Below are 19,235 nucleotides of genomic sequence, written 5' to 3' on the forward strand. Positions count from 1 at the left end.
TTTAATCTCCTATAAATTTAATCCAAATCTCTTTAATTCAATGAAGATACTTTCCAATCGTTTCCCTTTTTCCGTTAACGTATATTCCACACGAGGAGGGACCTCTGGAAACACCTTTCTTTCCACTATCCCATGATTCTCCAGTTCCTTAAGGCGTAATGAAAGTGTTTTTGGACTAATTCCATCCATTGATTTCAACAAATCACGGAATCGCATCGTTCCTTCGATAAGCAGATCCCGAATAATTAAAAAGGTCCATTTAGTACCGATCACGTCAAGCGTTTTAGCAATGGGACAAGGCTCCCCTGATGTTCCTTTGGTTAGTACAACCGGCTCAATAGCACTCATCTGACACATCCTTCCTAAAAATTTTTTTGGCTAATTTTCCTTATCATATCACAATAGTATACTTTCAGAAACTTTATGAAATAAATATCACTACTTCCCTAAAGAAACTTACTATACATATAATATCGATGAGCCTATTATTCTAACCCTACATTGAGGAGGTGATCAAAATTAGTGCGAGCAATCAACCAATCACACTGCCCTTATTGCTCATTACTCTCTTAATCAGTACTTTTGCTATTGGTACTACATATTTTGTCATCATTGATATTCTTCCAAATGTAGCAGAAGGTTTGAATGTTACCTTAGCGCAGCAAGGTTATTGGTTACGTCGTTCAGCTGGTCCCTGAATCGAGGAGAGGAAACGTATCCTACATTAGCTGAGCTTGAATAAATCTGCGTAACTGCAAATTATGTATAAACGTTTATTGATGGAGAGGCACTTTAGAAAAAAGCACAATATCTCATTCCCTTGGGGCTTTCATTGTAAGTCCACACTTAGGGAGAAAGATTCGCAACCTATATCAAAACATTTGAGGAGAAAATATGATGAGGTTACAAAAAAGAACGATTCGATCGATAGTTAGTATTACCATGGCTCTTGGGGTAACACTCATGAGCGCCGCATGTGCCAAGAACAATACTGACTATAAACCTGCTAAAACAGCTCATGCAGACATTCAACTATTAAAGGATTTACCTCAACCAAAATCGATGACAGTCGATCTGTCATTGAAACCAAAAGAAGCTACGGCCATGGTTCAAACCGCCCAGCGTTTTTATGGGTTCTGGAATACTGGAAATGAGGATCTTATTTCACAAGCCGTTGCCTCTAACTTCTTTGATAACACATTGCCGAAGGGAAGACCTCAAGGTCCGGAGGGATTGGCCTTCGCTTCTCGCAACTTTCGTAAAGCTGTTCCTGATTTACGCTGTACTATTGAGGATTTAGTGGTATCTGATAACAAGGCTACAGCCCGTCTCTCATTCACCGGGACATACAAGGGTGAGTTTATGGGGAGAACGCCAACAGGGAAGCCGGTTCATTTCTTTGCCATTGATATTTTGCATATCAGGAATGGGAAAATCGTTGAGGATTGGCACTTAGAGGATAATCTTACATTAATGCAACAGCTCGGAGTAGTGTCTGAAAATTAAAGATCAACGGATTTTTTAAAGATTACAGAATTAAAGGGGACGGAAAAAAATTGAAAAATATACTTGTTATTAACGGCCATCAGAAATATGGTTCAGCGAAAGGGACTTTGAACCAAACATTGATGAACAAAATGATCAGTTTGTTAAGTGAAAAGAACAATATTAAAACAACAAATATTCAAAATGGATATAAAGTCGAAGAAGAACACCAAAAGTTTTTATGGGCTGATATTATAATTTACCAAACACCTATCTATTGGTTCAGTGTCCCAGGCTTATTGAAGACGTATATGGATGAAGTTTATGCTTATGGTTTATTTTTTAAGGGTGCTGATCAATATGGAAGAGGTGGGTTATTGACCGAAAAGAAATATATGTTTTCGACTACCTGGAATGCTCCCGAACAAGCATTTAACAATCCAACTCAATTTTTTGAAGGGAACAGCTTAGAAGATACATTAAGCCATTTACATCGTGTACATAAATTCCTCGGAATGAAACCTTTAAAGAGTTTCACTTGTTATGATGTAATTAAAAATCCCAATATTGAAAAATTTATATTCGAACTTGATATACATCTGAAAGAAGTATTGGATCTTTAATCTATTAAGTAAAATCATGGGGAGGTAAAAGCATGTTAAAAGGTAAAAAAATTGTGATTATTGGTGGAAGCTCAGGGATTGGTTTTGAGTCAGCTAAACAAGTAATAGCTCAAGGAGCAGAAGTAATTATTGCTAGCCGTTCCAAAAATAAATTACAGAATGCAAAAGAGCAACTAGGGGCTAGGGCCACGGCTTTTACGCTAGATACAACTCAAGAACAGCAAGTTCAGTCTTTCTTTGAAAAAGTTGGCCAATTCGACCATCTTGTGGTGAGCGCCGCAGAAACATCCAGTGGGTCATTCCTAGACACCAATACAACCCAAGCTCGGCAATTGTTTGAAAACAAATTTTGGGGCCAATACTACGCAGCTAAATACGGAGCTCCAAAAGTTTTACCACACGGTTCGATCATTTTATTCTCTGGAGTGGTAGCCTACAAATCGATGGTTGGTTCGTCAATGCTAGGTGCAGTCAATGCCGCCGTTTCAAATTTAGCTCAGACCTTGGCATTAGAACTTGCTCCGATCCGAGTGAACATCATTTCACCCGGTATCATTGATACACCTTCCCGCAACAAAATGCCAGAAGAAATCCGTAACCATTTCTATGCTACGATGGGAAACAAACTTCCTGTGAAACGAATAGGAAGAGCTGAAGATGTTGCACAAAGCGTATTATACTTGCTCCAAAATAGTTTTGTGACTGGAACCGTTCTTCACGTGGAAGGCGGGCACATTTTATCTTAATAATTTGAAGAAGAATTAGAAAGAGCATATAGATATGGGGTGCACATTTTATACATCTTATCTTCAATTATCTGCAGAGAAAAACGCGTTCTATCAAGGATGTATAAAAAGAAACAGGACCTTATCTAGACCCCTTCTCCCAAGAGGATTCTTTTTAGCGATGTGTTCTGGGAGGTATTATGTAAACTGATTTTGTATATGGTATACAGTTGTTAATCCCGATAAAGGTATAATTAAAGAGTAACACTTTTCTTCTAAGGAGGGAGGGATGGCTGAATGATCGATAATAGATTATCTAAGATTAAGAATCATGAAGTGGATGATTCTTTGAGTGAACTTACTGACACAGACATTTTGTTGAATTTCCAACAAGCAATTACGAGCTTATACCCTCATCTAATTCCCATACATGCTCATGCTTATGATGCTTGGGACGATATTGTCATTCCATTGTTTTATGAAATGGTTTATAAGACGTTTACTTATAAATACGGTATTGAGATTGAGCCAAATGAAACACGCGCTTATATGTTTAGCTTAAGATGTTATGAAGGTATCCATCATATTGAATGCTTTCCAAAAATGATACCCTTTAAAGGCATACTGAATAACAATTATTTTGAGGTTAACGATAAGGAACTAAAAGGAAAAAGGCTTGTTTTCAAGTCTTTTGGAGATAGTGTTCACTATTTAACAACTGGTTTGGATACTGAAAATACTGATGCTATTAATTTTAAATTAGTTGAGGTAGACGTTATATGTTCTCAATCAAACAGGATTACAGATATTGATGGATGTACTACATTTTTTATCCATAAAGACGATGTAGAATTTATGTTTATTGCTGAGACTTTTAATCAAGACTTTCAGAAATAAAGAGGAGCTAGAGCTCCTCTTTTTACTTCCTAGAATTTTGATTATGTCAACTAGATATGTATATGATACACACTTCTTATAACGATTGGTATGATATAAATAAAGAAGCTTTTGGGTTGAAAGGTGGCGTTTTTTTGGATCATTTTTTTGTTGGGTTAATTCCCAATGGATTTTACGATTATGAAGAGAGTGAAACGCTACCAGCGCATGATTTAATTCTTCATCCACTGCTTACATATGCTCAGGAATGCTATGTTTATGGCCTTAACAAAGACACAGAGTTATTTCATCAGTGCACGGATATACTTTCTCTTACTCGTAACAAGTATCAACTAGATTTAAAAAAGAAGTTATCAAAGGATATGAACAGCTTTGGAATGCAACAGGATGGCAGAGGGGGTTTATTTTAATCTTTCTAGGGATAGAGAAGTTCAAGGAGCTAAGTATTTTTGCTTCCAGCTATGATCCTGGTATCTTGGAGAATCCGAATACAGGAGAAAGTATTGCAGCCATTAGGTTCTGTAAAGATGTAATCCGGAAAGAAAAAAAGTGGGTCTTTGTTTTTCAGTTTCTAATGGCATTGAGTGGATGAAAGTTTATGCAGAAAAGGATACATTGAAAGAGTTATACCAGTTTGCCATAGTACAGTCATTATCTTCAAGTTCAGACTCTATATATAAAGTTAAAAAAAACGTAGGAACTTGCCTAAATAGCAAGATCCTAAAATTAACATTAAGTTAACTTATTTTTCTATATGGGTTTCATAGACTAAAGTGGTTTTGTCATGGTACTTAACATGGTTGAGAAAATCGTAACAAATAACCATCTGGATCTTGAACTATAAACTCTTTTTAAATAAATCCACTATAATTATTTAGCATACTCTCTCTAAAAAGTTTGATTCTGTGCCTCTTTAAGTTTTGTAAGATACTTTCTATGTTTTCTACTTCAATTTGAAAGTTGATTCCTCGACCATATGGATATTCAAGTTCTCCAGTTTGCCAGTGTACATTACATTCTTCGATCATTATTTGAGCACCGTTGAGTGAAATAAATGCAAACTTTTCTTCTGCGCGTTCATATATAAGCTGAAATTCAAGAATTTCTAAATAGAATTCTTTTGATCTGTTTATATCTATTACTTTTCATATATTTCCTTTATTTGTAGTGCTATATTAATATTAAAAAGGAAAATTTATACATTTTATGATAAAGAAAAGAAAAAAGATGTTTGCTGTTGTTATCATTGCACTGTTATTAATCGGTTATTTCAAGCTGGCTTATACTCCATCTCATGATGTTGAAGAATTTCCTATACCTCGCGAAGCCCACTTAGTAAAAACAACTGTAGGTGAGGACTATGTCACTGAAAAATATAAATGGTTTATTGCCTCTGAAGCAGGAAGTATTCCTCCTTGGTACCAAGTAAGTATTTGGTTATATGGATGGAGAAAGGGAGAAACAATGGGGGCAGATCAAGTTTATAAAAAAGGTTCTAGAGAAGTTAATCTATCTACTTTTGATAAGGAATTTTACCTTAGTAAATAAAATAAAGATATGGAAAAGGACTTAATATGACCGCAGGCTCCTTAAGAGGAGTCCTTTTTATTAGCGATAACGTTTGTCATATGAACTAACCTTGTATTTTTTATAAATTTATTAAAGATTTGTGCTGAAATCGAAGGAGTAAAGAATGAAAAAAATCGGATACATATTTATGGGATTATTGTTGTTAGTTGGTACAATCTATTTTTTGTTTTTTCATGAACGAAAGGGAACAGACACGGTATATTTAATCCCGAATGGTTATACGGGTTGTGTGGGTATCTTTTATGATGTGAAAGGCAAGGCACCTTTAAAGGTCCAAAATGAGAAAATCATTCATAAAATTTCTAAAGATGGAAGGTTGGAAACGTCTTCCCCAGAATCTTTTGGTTGGTATTCAATGGTAGATTCAGGTTGGCATAACTCAGAATATTATTATGTGAATGAGCAGGGAAAAAAAGTAAAAAAATTAAATTGGGAAAAAGACATTAATTGGGAAATGACGGCTGAAGATGACTACAACGGGAACTATTTTACCTTTTTTGTAGGTGGGAAAGACGATGCTAGCACACTTCAACCCGAATGTTTTAGTCAGTAAGTATAAATTAGTGTTTTTGTATCCTTTTGCCTATAAGTAACATTATGGTAACTAACTTTGTATACGATATACAGCTTAAAAGCAGAAAAAACAACTGGGGCCAATCAGTTGTTTTTTCTATTTCATGAATGATAATCAATGCTTAGCTGACGTTTCAGAACATCTTGGATAATTTATTCAAAACGTTAAAAGTTTATGTTTTACCTATTCAACATTTGGAAATTCATGAGACTTTCTTTGAAGTTTACGCAAATTCCCACGGACGAATATATCTTGAAATTCATCACACCTAAATGGAATAAGAGGTGATAAATACGGTACACCTACTGATTTTAACTGTACAAGATATAGAATAACAATAGTTGAAACAAGCATAATGCTTGGCAAACCAAAGTAATAGCAAGTAAAGAAATATAAAAATCTTAATGAACCTATTCCACTTTGTCCTCGATAAATAACTAAAGTAGATAGATAAACACTTAATCCTGTTACTACTAAGCTTGCGGGATGGATAAGTTTAGCTGAAACAGACATTTCACCAATAACAATAGTTGCTAACAATGTGATGATGATAACCGTTCCTTTGGGAGCACGTGTGCCTATATCAATTAATATACGAAATAAAATAAGTAAAAGGGCTATTTCCCAAAACGTAGGTAATAATTCTCCATGGTTAAACAGATCTTTTTGGATTTTTTTACTGTATGTATCACTATGGAATTTTTCTAGACCAACATAAATGCCAGGAATAAGAATCGAAGTAATAAAGCCAAAATATCGAATAGACCGATTGATCAAACGTCCAGTTTTTAAATGAAAGTCATCTGCGGATTGAAAGAAATCGACAAATAAACTCGGGGCTATAATCGAATAAGGGGATCCATCTACGAATACAATTACTTTACCTTCTAAGAGAGCTGAAGTCGTTGTGTCCACACGCTCTTTTGTCATAACTAGGTTAACAAAAGTTTTAGGTTTTCCTTCAATAGCATCTTCGACTATTCTTGAAGCTAGTATGTAGTCTACATCTATCTTAGAGATTCGATGCTGTACTTCTTGTAAAATGGATCGATTCACCAAGTGTTTCATGTAAATGATAGATATATCTGTTTTTAAATGTGTGCCACATGGTTTTGTATCAATGATTAATTGGGGTGTCTGAATAATACGTCGTATTATATTTATATTGGTCGTTAGAGTTTCTGTGAAACCTACTGCTGGTCCTCTTATCGCTCGTTCTCCTAATGTTTCTTCTAACCCTCGCTCTATCCATTTAGTTGTAGGTATAAGCAATCCACTTGTTTCTCCCTCTATAAGAAGAAAGGTATTTCCTTTAACCAAAGCATCTTGGATCTCTTCAACTGACTGAGTTTCTTTCAGAGAAGCAGAATTAACAATAGTCTTTATTTGCTGGATAGATGGATTATCTTCATTAACCGTTTCCCATGTTTGCTGTAAAGGTTCAATAATATATTTTTGTATCTGGTCTTTATCTACAATTGTATTTAAATAAAATATTGTAATTTTATCTTTTAAAATAGTCCTTTTCTCAAAATCGCTTGTGATTTGAAATTGTCTTTCAATTCTCTTTGAAATATTTTGAGAAGATTTATTTAATGAAGAAGACATTATATTCACCTTTAAATTAGTTTTATTGTTTAATTTGTGCATATTCAACCATTATTATGCGGTGTATATAATCGTTAAGAAAATAAAGCTCTTACCCAATATCAGTTAGAATGGAATATTATATATCATTAAGTAAAAAAACTACCCTTTGCCAAAATAGATTGTTTGGCAGGGTAACTTTTCAATTATAGAAATAGTGAGTGCAAATGTTATACGTTTTTCTTTATTAAACGAGTGGTCTTATGACTCTGAACGTTTGGATACGCAATTCCACCTAGAATGATGATCACACCGATCCATTGAAGGAAGGTGACGGTTTCGTGGAGAACAAGTGTAGACATAATTACGGCCGTTGGTAACTCTGATGCACTTAGAATGGTCCCTAAGCTTCCACCTACTTTAGGCATGCCAATATTAAAAAAAATAGGTGGAACAAGTGAACCGAAGAATCCAGTAAGAAGACCATACATGAATAGTCCATCTGTAAGCGCACTGTTTATAAGAAATACTGGTGGTAATGAAATAAATATAAGCAATGACGCTCCGGTTGTCATAATAGCGCTTTTATAAATAGGATGCACAGATATATTTGTGTTCCCACTTATAAAAATAAAGAAAGCAAAGGAGCAAGCAGCAAGTATACCCCAACTGATTCCAGCAAAAGAAAAAATGATGCCAGTTTGCAAAAATCCAGAAGCAAGGACAGAACCGAGAAGAATAATTATCGTTGAGATGAAGCTTTTTCGACTGGGTGCTTCTTTAGTAAATACATATTGCAAAACCATACTTATCCATGTGAATTGCAGTAGAAGGATGATGGCAAATGAGGCATTAATATAACCAAGCGCTTGATTATAAAAAATACCTGTTAGCCCCATCGGTATGCCTCCTATGGCCAAAGTAACCCACTGTTTACATTTCAAACGGTCTTTTGGAACAAAGATTGCAATAGCCCACAACATGATAGCACCAAAAAAATATTGACTTCCTGTTACTTCACTTAGTCTAAATCCCTCACCATACCCTAATTTGACAAACGTTGATACCACTCCATAAGAACAACCACCCAGAAAAACAAGTAAAGCATAGTTTAAAATTTTCATTATTAAATCCTCCATACAACACAATAAAGCCACCCATCTCAAATATGAGATGGGTGGCGAAAAGTAAAATAATAAATTCAAACGAAAAATCCACCTGCTGTAAACAGACTTTTACAGCTTTTAGTTATTTTAATAATTTATATTATAGAATTCCCACCCTTAAGTATCAAGCTGAAATTTAGAGAAGACGCTGGAAGAACTATAATTTCCGGGAATTTACATTATGGTAACTACCTCTGTATATCACATACTTTCAATATTAGATAATAAAACTTTTTTTATATATAGTAAGTACATAAAGTTAATTATGTTTAGAATGTAGAAGGGGTGCTTAAGGTGAAAATTAGAAAAGCAAACATAAACGATATAAGGGTGATATCAAAGATTTATGTTGATACGTGGAAGACAACTTATAATGGTTTAGTTCCAGACAACTTTCTAAACGAACTATCGTATGAAGAAGCTAAAAATAAATGGATGAAATTTTTTAGTGATTCACTACATAAATCATTTATTTACATTGCTAGTAATGACTCTGAAGAAATTATTGGATTTGCAGCAGCTCAAATTAATAATGACAAGGAATTTAAAGGAGAATTATACGCACTTTACCTGTTACCTGCTGCTCAAGGACTAGGTACTGGAAGAAGTCTAATTTCAACTGTTGCTGAACATTTTATGAATGAAGGTATTTCTTCTATGATGGTATGGGTGATGAAAAATAACAAATCTGGACGTGGATTTTATAAACGTTTGGGAGGTAAGTATTATACTCACCGAGAGAGCCAATTTGGAGAGTGCATAGTAGAAGATGAAGCATATGGATGGAAAGATATTTCCATTCTATCGCTCAGTAATAGAAGTAAATAATTATGAAACAACAAGCATTGTTATTGCCGTGAATACCGTTTGCATTTAATCCTAACCACCTTTTTCCTAATGGGTTGCGAGGATCGCCCCCAGGAATATGTCCTGTATAGTAAGGGCGGTTTTTAATTTTGTTTACCACCTTAAAGAAGCCAACAGATGTTTTTCCCGTTGCTACTGGATCAACGATTTCAATATAACCATTATGAAAATAGGCAAGCTTGTTATAGTACTTGTTAATGATGATTAGATCTTGATTCGCTGGTTTACTTGCTGCTTCTGTTTTCACCTGATTTACTCCACATAATGCGACCATTAATAAGGTAAGAACGGTCATTGATTTCATAAAAATGTTCTTCATAAAAACTCTCCTCTTTTTTATATTTTTATAAGAAACAAAAAAGCACCTTTCAATTAGAAAGATGCTTTCTCGTCACCATCATTTATAAATAAAAACCTAGTTAATCGATTATTTTTCAAGTGAGGCTTTTCTTCTATGATGATTTTTAGTTATTTAAGCTTGAAAATAGTCCGTTTAGTTCTAACGATTGTAGGAGAAAATGTGTTAAAATATTCTGAAAAAAGGAGTGGTGAAGCATGGGAAAAGTAGTAAAAGCGATTCAAGACGAATATCCGGATGATTTTGCATGGTGTTACGGCTGCGGCCGATTAAATCAGGACGGCTATCATTTTCGGACAGGATGGCTAGGAGAAAAAACCATTACCCTTTATACACCTAAGCCTGAACATACAGCCATACCAGGATTTGTTTATGGCGGACTTCTTGCCTCACTGATTGATTGCCATGGAACAGGCTCTGCATCTCTTGCTCTATACCGTAAAAATGGCTACGAAATAGGAGATTCAGCAGAGCCGCCGCGGTTTGTTACCGGTTCTCTCCACGTGGATTTTAAAAAACCAACGCCGCAGGGTGAAGTACTAAAAGCAATAGGAACGGTTGAAGAAATTCACCCGAAGAAATGGAGAGTTAAAACAGAAGTATACGCGAGTGACATCATTGTTGCGACCGGAGAAGTTGTGGCAGTTGTTATGCCAAGTACGTTTAAACGAAAAGAAGACTAAAAAATGCAAAACAGTTACATAAAAAGGGAGGAAAAGGTATGGGTAAATGTAATTTAGACCACTCGGTAGAAGATGTACAGCAGAAGTTTAACTCGCAGTCACAATGGCTGCCAGAAGATATTCGCCCGTTATTTCATGAGTTTCTCGTACGAAATCCTTCGCAAACAACATTAAACGAGATGTTTCACTTGCTGAAGAAATATGATTTGGTTGATGAACACGAAAAAAAAGAGCGAGATCGAAAAATCAAATGGCTGATATTAAATAAAGAAGATACGAACAACTAATATACATGAGCTGAACAGCTTGTGATACGGCAGCTGATTTCCCTACAAGACTTCGCTTTCCGCAGGCGGCAGGAGTCTTCGTCTTGCCCTATCAACAATTAGAAGCAACTACATACATTAAACCTGCGTTTACAACCACAATGAAAACATCCGAACGAGTTGGATTCTCCATCAAGAATCTCGCTTCATCGTTCGGATCTTTCTTCAAATAAAATGCTTTTACCCCAGCCTCTTTTTAACGAGATTAAAAGTAATCACCACCACTTAAACCCGTCGTCTTCTAACAAATGATTTGAAGCTGCTGGGCCCATCGTACCCGCAGGATAAAAATGAAGAGGAAAGCGTTCATTATTAAAAACTTCTAAAATAGGTTGCACCCATTTCCAAGATAATTCAACCTCTTCCCAATGAGCAAAAAATGTGGAGTCTCCCTGTAAAGCATCAGATAACAGCAGTTCATAAGCTTCGGGTACTTCTTTTTGATTTGTTGAGAAATTGATGAAAATAGGTTCGATTTTATTGTCATTCAAAGGATTTTTGCTGTTTAATTGCAGTGAGATACCTTCATTTGGGCTGATTTCGACAACCAAAAGGTTAGGAATAACTTCTTCATCTTTATAAACATCTTTTAAAGGATGTTTAAATTCAATGACGATACGCGTGCATTTTTTACTCATTCGTTTTCCTGTGCGAAGATAGAAGGGTACTCCTTTCCAAAGCTCATGATCAATCCATACCCGGACTGCTATAAATGTGTCATTAACGGAAGCTGCATTGATGCCGGGCTCATCTTTATATCCTATAACGGAACGATTTTGGATTTTTCCTCCTTCGTATTGACCTCTTATGACGTTCGAATGGATAAACTCTTTTTGTAGAGGGCGAAGGCTTTTCATAATTTTTATCTTTTGTTGGCGAGTTTTTGCGATGTTAAGTGTCTTTGGCAGCTGCATGGCAGTCATCATCAGCATTTGAAGCATATGGTTTTGGAACATATCCCTAATTGCACCGGACTGATCATAGTAAGGCGCTCTTTCTTCTACACCAACTGTTTCACTAGCTGTAATTTGGACATTTGCAACGTAGTGATGATTCCATAGTGCTTGTAAAATAGGGTTTGCAGATGCTAGAGCCTCCAAATTTTGAATCATTGGTTTTCCCAGATAGTGGTCGATACGATAAATCTCTTCTTCATTGAACGTTTCAGTAAGCTTTTGATTTAACACTTGAGCAGATTGTAAATCGTGTCCGAAAGGCTTTTCGATAATAAGACGTTTCCAGCCTTTTGTAGATCCCAATCTGCCGCTATTTATATTTGAAGCAATAACGTCTACAAATTCAGGAGCCACTGATAAATAGAAAAGACGATTTTCAGGAATATTTAATTCTGCTTCGCCTTCTTGAATAGCCTGCAGCAACTGGTCATATCCATCACTATTGGTAACATCCATTTTATGATAGCCAACTGTCTTAAGAAATTCTTTTATCTTGGATTCACCTTGGCTAAAGCGCCTTGAAAAAGTCTTTACTGATTCTTCTACATATATTTGAAAGGCATCATTAGACCAGTTGCTTCTACCCGTACCAACAATAGAAAAGGAAGAAGGCAGTTTTTTATCTAAAAATAAATTATATAACGCAGGAAAAATTTTTCTTTTAGCTAAATCTCCTGTTGCTCCAAATAAGATAAAGGTCATGGAATCCACTTCTAACGCTTGTGGTGAATGAGACTTGAGACAATTATCACGTGAACGAGCTACACTGCCCAATTGATCTCCTCCTTTATTTTAACGGTCTATTACAGTGAATATAGTCTTTTACCGTCTTTACAGATTACAGTATAGCAGGTACAATTTTCCTTTATAAGTAGGCACTTTATTTTCATATAGTGTCTAAAACTATACTATTACGCATAAAAAGGGAGGAAAAAGGATTGAGCAGACTTTTTAGCAAAACGTTTAACTGTGAAAAGGAATTAACGTTAACGATTATTGGAGGCAAGTGGAAAATGTTGATTATGTGGCACCTAGGAAAAGAAGGGACGAAACGATTTGGGGAGTTAAAGTCCATGATGCCGGGAATTACTCAGCGAATGTTAGTAAGTCAGCTGCGAGAATTAGAAGAAGATCAAATCGTTCACCGAAAAGTCTATCCGGTTGTCCCTCCAAAAGTTGAATATTCCTTGACTGAACACGGGAGAAGCTTGATGCCCATCCTTGAGAGCATGGATGAGTGGGGAAAAAATTATATGGAAACCGTTATAGATCCTGAAATGAATAATTCCAGCCATATGGGTTAAAACCTTTTGTTGAAAAAGAATAAAACTACCCTTATTATTCAGAATTTTCTAAAATAAACACGAATGATACGCTGCATTGAAGCGTCCATAGTATATTTTTAGTGACTATATGTTTTAAAAGTGCCTACTTTTTTTTTGAAAGTAACGGTTTTACAATGAATTCATGCTAGACAACCCCATTTAATGAAGGAGTGAAGTAAGTATGGAACTTCAATTAGCATTGGATCTTGTAAATATTTCAGAGGCAAAAGAAGTAGTGCAGGAGGTTCAAGAGTATATCGATATTGTAGAAATTGGAACTCCAGTTGTGATTAACGAAGGGCTAAAAGCAGTCAAAGAAATCAAGGAAGCCTTTCCGTCTTTAAAGGTATTAGCTGATTTGAAAATTATGGATGCAGGTGCTTATGAAGTAATGAAAGCTTCTGAAGCGGGGGCTAGTATTATTACCATTCTTGGCGCTACTGATGATTCGACTATAAAAGGCGCTGTAGAAGAGGCCAAAAAACAAGGAACACAAATTCTTGTTGATATGATTAATGTAAAAAACCTTGAACAACGTGCAAAAGAAGTCGATGCACTCGGTGTTGACTATATTTGTGTACACACAGGGTATGATCTTCAAGCTGAAGGAGAAACCCCGTTCGATCACCTTCAAACGATTAAACGAGTTGTGAAAAATGCAAAAACAGCGGTCGCAGGAGGTATTAAACTGAATACACTTCCTGAAATCGTGCAGTCACAGCCGGATCTTGTGATTGTAGGCGGGGGGATTATAAGTGAAAAAGACAAAAGAAACGTTGCAGAAGAAATGAAAAAAGTAGTCAAACAAGCAACTTTGGTCTAAAAATAAGCAAAAGTATTTAGACCTTCAAAATTAATTAATCGGTAAATGGTTGAAAAAGAAGATAGCTAAGTTATTTTAGCTATCTTCTTTCCGTCATTTTTTGGTATAACCATTCATCGATAAGTGTCATTTTGACAGATAGATAGTTTCTTTAAAATTCGTTATTCGAAAGAAAAAGACGGCAGTTTTTCTGGTATTTTAAAGTTAAGAAAGCGTTATCCGAACATTAGCGGAAGAAAGTCTGAAAAAATCTATGTCACACTTTTTGACAAAATACTTTGAAAATTATGAATATTAAAAATATAATTAACTATCGACAATATTTAACATCTTCAAACCAAAAAAGGAGGGAGATATGAAGTGATGGAACATAAGAGGATAGTAGTGATAGGAGCTGGAATTGTCGGGTGCAGCATTGCCTACTATTTAAGCAAAATGGGGCAAAGAAACATAACAGTGATTGAGCAAGGCCCTTTGTTTGAAACGGGAGGATCTACTTCTCACGCTCCGGGGCTTGTATTTCAGCTTAGCTTTTCAAAAATCCTGACAACACTAGCTTCTCAAACAGTCGAGACCTTTAAAGAGTTGAGTACAGATGAACAGCGCTCGTTTTATCCTGTCGGCAGTTTAGAAGTTGCCCGTACACCAGAGCGATTAGAAGACCTAAAGAGAAAGGCTGGTGTTGCCAGCTCATGGGGAATCGAAGCTTTTCTTCTTTCACCGCAGGAATGCGCGGAAAAAAATTCGCTGATTTGTCCTGAGCGTATTTGCGGAGGTCTCTATGTTCCGTCAGACGGTATTGCCAAACCTTTGCATGCCGTTGATAAAATGACTCGTTTTTCTAAAGAGTGTGGAGTAGAATTTTACGGTCATACAGAAGTGAAGAATATCGAAGTGACAAATGGTCAAGTAAAGGCAGTGTACACGAGCGCTGGAAAATTTGAAGCAGATGTAATCGTGTGCTGTGCCGGATTTTGGGGACCTCGCATCGGAGAAATGGTTGGTGTAACGATTCCTCTTCAGCCGATGGCTCATCAATATGTGTTTACAAATGATTTACTTGAATTAAACGGAGAAACGGAAGAAGCCGCGACTCCTCTTATTCGAGATCAGGATAATGCAATTTATTTTCGTCAGGTAGAGAAAGGGCTTGGGATTGGATCATATCAGCATGAGCCGTTTCCAGTCGAACTCAGTGACATTACAAAATACGGAGAAACAAAAGAAATGCCTTCAGTTAATCCTTTTACACCAAAAGATTTTGAAAAACCGTGGGAAGATGCAATGGAGTTAATTCCGGCATTAAAACGAGCAGGAATAAAAAAAGGAATCAACGGCATTTTTTCCTTCACACCTGATGGGATGCCGCTGCTTGGCAAATCACAAGCAGTAGAGGGATTTTGGGTAGCCGAAGCCATATGGGTAACGCACTCTGCAGGTGTCGCTAGACAAATGGCTGAATGGATGATGAATGGTGCCCCGACTGTGGATTTGGAGCTATGCGATATCAATCGTTTCGATACGTATGCATGCAGCCCTGTTTATTACAAACAGCGGTCTATTGAAGAGTATGAAGAGGTTTATAGCATTCATCATCCATTTATGCAGCGAAAAGTATCGCGAAACATGCGCGTAAGTCCATTTTATATGCGTCAGCAAGAACTAAAAGCGTATTTTAACGAAAAAGCAGGGTGGGAGCAGCCGCAGTGGTATGAAGCTAACTATCCGCTTATATCCACATATGAAAAGAAGATGGTAATAAGAAAGGGATGGTCCGCTGAATATTGGTCACCGATTATCGAGGCTGAACAGTTGCATACTCGTCAGTACGCAGCGATTTACGATACAACGGCAGCAAAGAAAAGGTTGGAAATTAAAGGGGAAGGAGCTCTCCAGTTTTTACAGAAGCTAACGACAGGAAATATAGACATTACAGTAGGTCAAAGCATACGTACGTGTATGTTGCATGAGCGAGGCGGCATAAAAGATCAAATAACGGTTATTCGCAAAAATATATCCACTTTCTTGATTGTTTGTACGGGAGCTGTAGAAGCAAGCTGGATTCAAAAACACGTGCCTCAAAACGGTCAAGTCGTTTTTCAAGATGTAACGTCAGGGACATGCAGTATAGCATTAATTGGTCCTAGAGCTAAAGGAGTAATGAAGTCCGTGGCTCAACGATCAGACCTTAGCAGCGCTTGGATTCAAGGGCAAGCGAAAACCCTGTTTATTGAAAATAGTTCAGTTCTTGCTCTGCGTGATTCCTACGGGGGAATGGAGAGCTGGGAGTTGATTACGACTTCCGATCAAGGCCTGAATTTATGGGATTTATTAATTGAACAAGGACAGCCTTATCAGCTGATTGCCGCGGGAGACCGGGCTCTTGAAAATCTTCGAATTGAATCTTTTTCGTTAAAAAGCGGGAAAGACTTTTGGAGTGAGCATCATCCATATGAAGTTAACCTTCATAAAATGGTTGATTTAACAAAACCATTTTTTATTGGAAAAGAGGCATTGCTTGATCGTCAGCGAAAAGATTCTAAAACAGTATTAGCGACGCTCATATTAGATGATCCTTCAGCGATAGTAATGGGATATGAACCGGTCTTTTATGGAGAAACAGCCCTCGGATTTGTGACAAGTGCCGGCTATTCATACAGCTTAGGAAAAGGAATTGTACACACTTTATTATCTCGAGCTGTAGATGAAGAAATGGTTTTAGAAGTCGAATACTTTGGTCAGCGTTATAAAGCAACAATGATGACACACTCCCCAGCGGTAGTTTAATTGATCAATCGAAAGACAGGAGGAATGCAGATGTCAACACATTATGATGTCATTATTATCGGATTAGGAGCTATGGGGAGTACGGCTGCTTATCAGCTCGCCAAAAAAGGTCAGCGGGTATTGGGGTTAGAACAATACGGTCCCGCTCATGACCTAGGATCGAGTCACGGCGGTTCTAGAATCATTCGACAGTCGTATTTTGAAGACCCTGCTTACGTTCCATTATTGCTTCGCGCCTACGAATTATGGAATGAAATTGAAAGAGAAAGCGGTCAAGAAATTCTTACGGTTACCGGTGGACTTATGATGGGACCTCCTGATAGCTTGACGGTTTCTGGAAGCATCGAAAGCTCTAAACAGTGGAATCTTGCGTATGAGATTCTAGAAGCAAAGGATATTTACAAACGGTTTCCGGCGTTTACACCTTCACCTGCTACGGTTGCTCTATATGAAGAAAAAGCTGGATTCGTTAGGCCGGAAGCGAGCGTATATACTCACCTTCTTCAAGCAGAAAAGTACGGAGCTGAGCTTCATTTTTTTGAGGAAGTGGTGTCGTGGGAAGCTCATCCTTCTGGTGAAGGCGTGCGCGTTGTAACAGCTAATGGAATATATGAAGCTGGAAAAATCATTATTTCTGCAGGCGCTTGGGCACCCGATTTATTACGGGATTTAGGTGTTAGCTTACAAGTAGAGCGTCATATGCAAATGTTTTTTGAACCAACACAAGGAATAGATGTTTTTTCAGTGGGAAAACAGCCGATTTATATTTGGGAAGCAGATGATTATGTACAGTTGTATGGTTTCCCTTCTTTTGGATTAAAGGCTGAAGGAGCAAAAGTGGCGTTTTTTCGAAAAGGAACAGCGTGTACGCCGGAAACGATTGATCGAAATATATATGAAGACGAAGTGAACATGATGCGGCACTATCTATCTCAAGGTATTCCACAGCTTAACGGTCGATTTTTACAAGGGAAAACGTGCATGTATACCAATACACCAGATGAGCATTTTGTCATTTCACTGCATCCTGAATATCCTCAAGTAGCGATTGCAGCTGGATTTTCTGGACATGGTTTTAAGTTTGCAAGCGTAGTAGGAGAGATTTTAGCAGATTTAGTGATAGAGGGAAAAACTAATCACCCAATTGATTTGTTTACTCCGCAGCGATTTGCGGCGAATAAAATAGTATAAATCGTCGTCAGCTCTTGCGAATGGTTCTATTTAAATGTTTCTAAAGAAGCGAAGGAGGAATAGTAGATGGTTATGGAACATGGTTTAGTGAATGATAATGGGAGACTTGAGCCCACGTTGAAAGGAGAGCTGTATACATCTTCGGACATTTTTAAGTTAGAAAAAGATCATATATTTTCTAAATCATGGAGTTTAGTTGCATTTGAATACGAAATAGCAGAGCCGGGACAATATATTACGACGAGAGTTGAAGGCGAAAATATTTTAATTACTAGGGGAAAAGATCACGTGCTGCGTGGATTCTTGAACGTATGTCGGCATCGAGGAGCTAAGCTGTGCAGCCAAGCATCCGGTAAAGCAGGTGTTATTCGCTGTCCATATCATTCGTGGAGTTATAGCTTAGATGGTGATTTAGTGGGTGTTCCTAACACAAGCCACTGTCGAGAAGAACTCGTGCATAATGAAAATTACGGACTAACATCCGTTCACATTGAAGTGTGGCACGGTATGGTTTGGGTTAATTTATCTGACAATCCTATGTCTGTTGAATATCAGCTAGACGCACAAATTTTTGATCGTTTTGGAGAACTTTATACGTTTGCTAGATATGAAATTCAAAACTTGAAATCCGCTCATCGTGAAGAATATGAAGTCGAGGCAAACTGGAAGCTTATTGTAGAAAACTTTCAAGAGTGCTATCACTGTTCCTCTATTCATCCTGAACTTACGGCCACGCTGCCTGAATTTCGTTTGGGAGTGGGCACTCAAAATTCCGTGGGAGGCGGAGCTAAGTTTGGAAATGAATTAGAAGCTTTTTCAATCAGCGGGAAAGGAAGCCGTCCTATGCTAAAAGGATTGCTTCCGGAAGATGACCGCACGTATTTTGGCATTACCGTTCTGCCGCTTGTATTTATCAATTTAACACCGGATCACGTTATTATTCATCGTATTATTCCAATTAGTGCGGAAAAGTCTAAAGTGATTTGTGAATGGTTATTCGACCCGGAAGAAATGGCTAAGTCTGATTTTGACCCAAAAGATGCCGTGGAATTATTTCACCGCGTTAATTTACAAGACTTTGAAGCGTGTGAGTGGTGTCAAGAAAATATGAGCTCAAAATCTTATAAAGAAGGAGGTATTTTAGTACCTATCGAACAGCACGTTTCTCATTTTTACAATTATGTATTGGAAGCAATCGGTATGAAGGTCGAATAGTAAGTGGAGGTGGTCTGACACGTTACCTTGAGGTGTCAGACCACCTCTAACAATCTA

The 19,235-nt window shown here is 37.1% G+C and carries 20 protein-coding genes; 15 read left to right on the plus strand and 5 right to left on the minus strand.

What is annotated here, in order from left to right; all coding sequences use genetic code 11:
• Nucleotides 1-9: 9 nt before the first annotated feature.
• Nucleotides 10-348: a winged helix-turn-helix transcriptional regulator gene (locus ACFX4R_RS20175; RefSeq protein WP_029324137.1), complete on the minus strand. Its 339-nt coding sequence runs from the start codon at nucleotides 346-348 to the stop codon at nucleotides 10-12.
• Between the two features lie 615 nt (nucleotides 349-963).
• On the opposite strand from ACFX4R_RS20175, the gene ACFX4R_RS20180 reads away from it, so the two are divergent.
• From ACFX4R_RS20180 to ACFX4R_RS20210, 7 genes are all read left to right on the plus strand, one after another.
• Nucleotides 964-1,506 (plus strand): ester cyclase, encoded by a 543-nt coding sequence (locus ACFX4R_RS20180; RefSeq protein WP_377570263.1) that lies wholly within the window; start codon nucleotides 964-966, stop codon nucleotides 1,504-1,506.
• Nucleotides 1,507-1,556: 50 nt separating this feature from the next.
• Entirely contained in the window at nucleotides 1,557-2,108 is a 552-nt protein-coding gene (locus ACFX4R_RS20185; protein ID WP_043979221.1) for an NAD(P)H-dependent oxidoreductase, read from the plus strand.
• 32 nt (nucleotides 2,109-2,140) lie between these two features.
• Nucleotides 2,141-2,854, plus strand: a complete 714-nt coding sequence (locus ACFX4R_RS20190) for an SDR family oxidoreductase (RefSeq protein ID WP_165575344.1) — start codon at nucleotides 2,141-2,143, stop codon at nucleotides 2,852-2,854.
• A gap of 276 nt (nucleotides 2,855-3,130) precedes the next feature.
• Nucleotides 3,131-3,730 carry a hypothetical protein gene (locus ACFX4R_RS20195; RefSeq protein ID WP_237074718.1) on the plus strand — a complete coding sequence of 200 codons (600 nt, stop codon included), beginning with the start codon at nucleotides 3,131-3,133 and terminating at the stop codon, nucleotides 3,728-3,730.
• A 134-nt stretch (nucleotides 3,731-3,864) separates the two neighbouring features.
• Nucleotides 3,865-4,140 (plus strand): hypothetical protein, encoded by a 276-nt coding sequence (locus tag ACFX4R_RS20200; protein ID WP_377570153.1) that lies wholly within the window; start codon nucleotides 3,865-3,867, stop codon nucleotides 4,138-4,140.
• A gap of 796 nt (nucleotides 4,141-4,936) precedes the next feature.
• A complete protein-coding gene (locus tag ACFX4R_RS20205) occupies nucleotides 4,937-5,278 on the plus strand; it encodes a hypothetical protein (RefSeq protein ID WP_043979213.1) in 342 nt (113 codons plus the stop codon).
• 145 nt (nucleotides 5,279-5,423) lie between these two features.
• Complete coding sequence (locus ACFX4R_RS20210; protein WP_043979212.1) at nucleotides 5,424-5,873, plus strand: DUF6843 domain-containing protein; 450 nt, start codon at nucleotides 5,424-5,426, stop codon at nucleotides 5,871-5,873.
• A 204-nt stretch (nucleotides 5,874-6,077) separates the two neighbouring features.
• Here ACFX4R_RS20210 and ACFX4R_RS20215 read toward each other — a convergent pair whose 3' ends face one another.
• Complete coding sequence (locus tag ACFX4R_RS20215; protein ID WP_237074720.1) at nucleotides 6,078-7,502, minus strand: spore germination protein; 1,425 nt, start codon at nucleotides 7,500-7,502, stop codon at nucleotides 6,078-6,080.
• 209 nt (nucleotides 7,503-7,711) lie between these two features.
• Nucleotides 7,712-8,605 (minus strand): EamA family transporter, encoded by an 894-nt coding sequence (locus tag ACFX4R_RS20220; protein WP_043979210.1) that lies wholly within the window; start codon nucleotides 8,603-8,605, stop codon nucleotides 7,712-7,714.
• 336 nt (nucleotides 8,606-8,941) lie between these two features.
• Here ACFX4R_RS20220 and ACFX4R_RS20225 point away from each other — a divergent pair, with 336 nt between their 5' ends.
• Nucleotides 8,942-9,475, plus strand: a complete 534-nt coding sequence (locus ACFX4R_RS20225; RefSeq protein ID WP_043979207.1) for a GNAT family N-acetyltransferase — start codon at nucleotides 8,942-8,944, stop codon at nucleotides 9,473-9,475.
• On the opposite strand, the gene ACFX4R_RS20230 is transcribed toward ACFX4R_RS20225, so the two are convergent.
• Complete coding sequence (locus ACFX4R_RS20230; RefSeq protein ID WP_280559333.1) at nucleotides 9,456-9,833, minus strand: L,D-transpeptidase; 378 nt, start codon at nucleotides 9,831-9,833, stop codon at nucleotides 9,456-9,458. The two genes, ACFX4R_RS20225 and ACFX4R_RS20230, sit on opposite strands and share 20 nt — an antisense overlap.
• A 236-nt stretch (nucleotides 9,834-10,069) precedes the next feature.
• On the opposite strand from ACFX4R_RS20230, the gene ACFX4R_RS20235 reads away from it, so the two are divergent.
• Nucleotides 10,070-10,555 (plus strand): PaaI family thioesterase, encoded by a 486-nt coding sequence (locus ACFX4R_RS20235; RefSeq protein ID WP_043979205.1) that lies wholly within the window; start codon nucleotides 10,070-10,072, stop codon nucleotides 10,553-10,555.
• Between the two features lie 38 nt (nucleotides 10,556-10,593).
• Entirely contained in the window at nucleotides 10,594-10,842 is a 249-nt protein-coding gene (locus ACFX4R_RS20240) for a hypothetical protein (RefSeq protein WP_377570155.1), read from the plus strand.
• A gap of 254 nt (nucleotides 10,843-11,096) precedes the next feature.
• On the opposite strand, the gene zwf is transcribed toward ACFX4R_RS20240, so the two are convergent.
• Entirely contained in the window at nucleotides 11,097-12,611 is a 1,515-nt protein-coding gene (gene zwf, locus ACFX4R_RS20245) for a glucose-6-phosphate dehydrogenase (RefSeq protein WP_162213936.1), read from the minus strand.
• A 164-nt stretch (nucleotides 12,612-12,775) separates the two neighbouring features.
• Here zwf and hxlR point away from each other — a divergent pair, with 164 nt between their 5' ends.
• From hxlR to ACFX4R_RS20270, 5 genes are all read left to right on the plus strand, one after another.
• Nucleotides 12,776-13,141, plus strand: a complete 366-nt coding sequence (gene hxlR / locus ACFX4R_RS20250) for a transcriptional activator HxlR (protein WP_043979201.1) — start codon at nucleotides 12,776-12,778, stop codon at nucleotides 13,139-13,141.
• A 202-nt stretch (nucleotides 13,142-13,343) separates the two neighbouring features.
• Entirely contained in the window at nucleotides 13,344-13,985 is a 642-nt protein-coding gene (gene hxlA / locus ACFX4R_RS20255) for a 3-hexulose-6-phosphate synthase (RefSeq protein ID WP_377570157.1), read from the plus strand.
• Nucleotides 13,986-14,348: 363 nt separating this feature from the next.
• Complete coding sequence (locus ACFX4R_RS20260; protein WP_377570265.1) at nucleotides 14,349-16,772, plus strand: GcvT family protein; 2,424 nt, start codon at nucleotides 14,349-14,351, stop codon at nucleotides 16,770-16,772.
• Between the two features lie 30 nt (nucleotides 16,773-16,802).
• Entirely contained in the window at nucleotides 16,803-17,963 is a 1,161-nt protein-coding gene (solA, locus tag ACFX4R_RS20265; RefSeq protein WP_043979198.1) for an N-methyl-L-tryptophan oxidase, read from the plus strand.
• Between the two features lie 66 nt (nucleotides 17,964-18,029).
• A complete protein-coding gene (locus ACFX4R_RS20270) occupies nucleotides 18,030-19,178 on the plus strand; it encodes an aromatic ring-hydroxylating oxygenase subunit alpha (protein ID WP_043979196.1) in 1,149 nt (382 codons plus the stop codon).
• Nucleotides 19,179-19,235 lie beyond the last annotated feature (57 nt).

The organism is Priestia sp. YIM B13490, assembly GCF_042787735.1.
Lineage (GTDB): Bacteria > Bacillota > Bacilli > Bacillales > Bacillaceae_H > Priestia > Priestia megaterium.

Excerpts from the sequence above, each read along its gene's own strand:
- ACFX4R_RS20195 (WP_237074718.1), top strand. The coding sequence starts at position 3,131 with ATGATCGATAATAGATTATCTAAGATTAAGAATCATGAAGTGGATGAT.
- ACFX4R_RS20230 (WP_280559333.1), bottom strand. The coding sequence starts at position 9,833 with ATGAAGAACATTTTTATGAAATCAATGACCGTTCTTACCTTATTAATG.
- hxlA (WP_377570157.1), top strand. The coding sequence starts at position 13,344 with ATGGAACTTCAATTAGCATTGGATCTTGTAAATATTTCAGAGGCAAAA.
- ACFX4R_RS20220 (WP_043979210.1), bottom strand. The coding sequence starts at position 8,605 with ATGAAAATTTTAAACTATGCTTTACTTGTTTTTCTGGGTGGTTGTTCT.
- solA (WP_043979198.1), top strand. The coding sequence starts at position 16,803 with ATGTCAACACATTATGATGTCATTATTATCGGATTAGGAGCTATGGGG.
- ACFX4R_RS20190 (WP_165575344.1), top strand. The coding sequence starts at position 2,141 with ATGTTAAAAGGTAAAAAAATTGTGATTATTGGTGGAAGCTCAGGGATT.
- ACFX4R_RS20215 (WP_237074720.1), bottom strand. The coding sequence starts at position 7,502 with ATGTCTTCTTCATTAAATAAATCTTCTCAAAATATTTCAAAGAGAATT.
- ACFX4R_RS20235 (WP_043979205.1), top strand. The coding sequence starts at position 10,070 with ATGGGAAAAGTAGTAAAAGCGATTCAAGACGAATATCCGGATGATTTT.
- ACFX4R_RS20260 (WP_377570265.1), top strand. The coding sequence starts at position 14,349 with ATGGAACATAAGAGGATAGTAGTGATAGGAGCTGGAATTGTCGGGTGC.
- ACFX4R_RS20205 (WP_043979213.1), top strand. The coding sequence starts at position 4,937 with ATGATAAAGAAAAGAAAAAAGATGTTTGCTGTTGTTATCATTGCACTG.
- ACFX4R_RS20210 (WP_043979212.1), top strand. The coding sequence starts at position 5,424 with ATGAAAAAAATCGGATACATATTTATGGGATTATTGTTGTTAGTTGGT.
- ACFX4R_RS20180 (WP_377570263.1), top strand. The coding sequence starts at position 964 with ATGAGCGCCGCATGTGCCAAGAACAATACTGACTATAAACCTGCTAAA.
- ACFX4R_RS20270 (WP_043979196.1), top strand. The coding sequence starts at position 18,030 with ATGGTTATGGAACATGGTTTAGTGAATGATAATGGGAGACTTGAGCCC.
- ACFX4R_RS20240 (WP_377570155.1), top strand. The coding sequence starts at position 10,594 with ATGGGTAAATGTAATTTAGACCACTCGGTAGAAGATGTACAGCAGAAG.
- ACFX4R_RS20175 (WP_029324137.1), bottom strand. The coding sequence starts at position 348 with ATGAGTGCTATTGAGCCGGTTGTACTAACCAAAGGAACATCAGGGGAG.